The organism is Mycobacterium sp. E3247 (assembly GCF_001667785.1).
Taxonomy (GTDB): Bacteria; Actinomycetota; Actinomycetes; order Mycobacteriales; family Mycobacteriaceae; genus Mycobacterium.
On sequence record NZ_LZJG01000350.1, the window covers coordinates 1 to 789 of the forward strand.

General features: G+C 61.7%; 1 protein-coding gene. It reads right to left on the bottom strand.

The window, feature by feature from the left end; genetic code table 11:
• Positions 1-18 precede the first annotated feature (18 nt).
• A partial coding sequence (locus A9X04_RS19390; RefSeq protein WP_197509239.1) for an acyl-CoA dehydrogenase family protein occupies positions 19-789 on the bottom strand: 771 nt, incomplete at its 5' end.

The window sequence follows — 789 nt, forward strand, 5'->3', positions numbered from 1 at the left end:
TTGGAGGCCATCGTTGGGTCAAAACAGCTCCCCGCCTGCTGCGGTCGCCGTGGTGCCGGTCGCTTCGTAAGCCTTGACGACGTTGCGCCCGACGGTCCACCGGTGCACCTCATCGGGGCCGTCGACGATGCGGCTCATTCTCGCCTCTGAGAGCCAGGCCGCCAACGGCAGGTCGTGGGTGTAGCCCAAGGACCCGTGTATCTGCAACGCCGTGTCGATCACCTCGATCAGCATGTTGGCGATATAGGTTTTGGCCATCGAGTTCTCGATGCGCAGGTCGTGCCCGTGCTCCATTTTGTAGGCCAGGTGCAGGATCATCAGCCGGGTGACGTAAAGCTTCTCGGCGCAGTCGGAGAGCATCCACTGGATTCCCTGACGATCAGCCACCCGTTTGCCGAAGGTGACTCTTTCACATGCCCGCGCGGCCGCCATGTCAAGCGCTGCTTGGGCTTTCGCGATGCTCCACATGCCGTGCCGCAGCCGGCCGTAGCCGAGGCGATGCTGGCCCATGGCAAAGCCCTGTCCAAGTCCGCCGAGAATGTTCTCGTGGGGGACAACGAGGTCGTTGATGCGCACTTCGGCGTGGCCCATCTGGATTTCGCCCTGGTAGGTGGGGATATCGGATTCGCCCATGATAGGGATATTGCGGACGATATCGAAACCCGCGTTGGGCAGCTCCACCAAGAAGGTGGTGTATTGCCGATGACGAGGGGCGTCGGGATCGGTCTTGGCCATCACCAGTGCCAGCTGAGAAATGGACGCCCCTGAGGTGTACCACTTCTCGCCGTT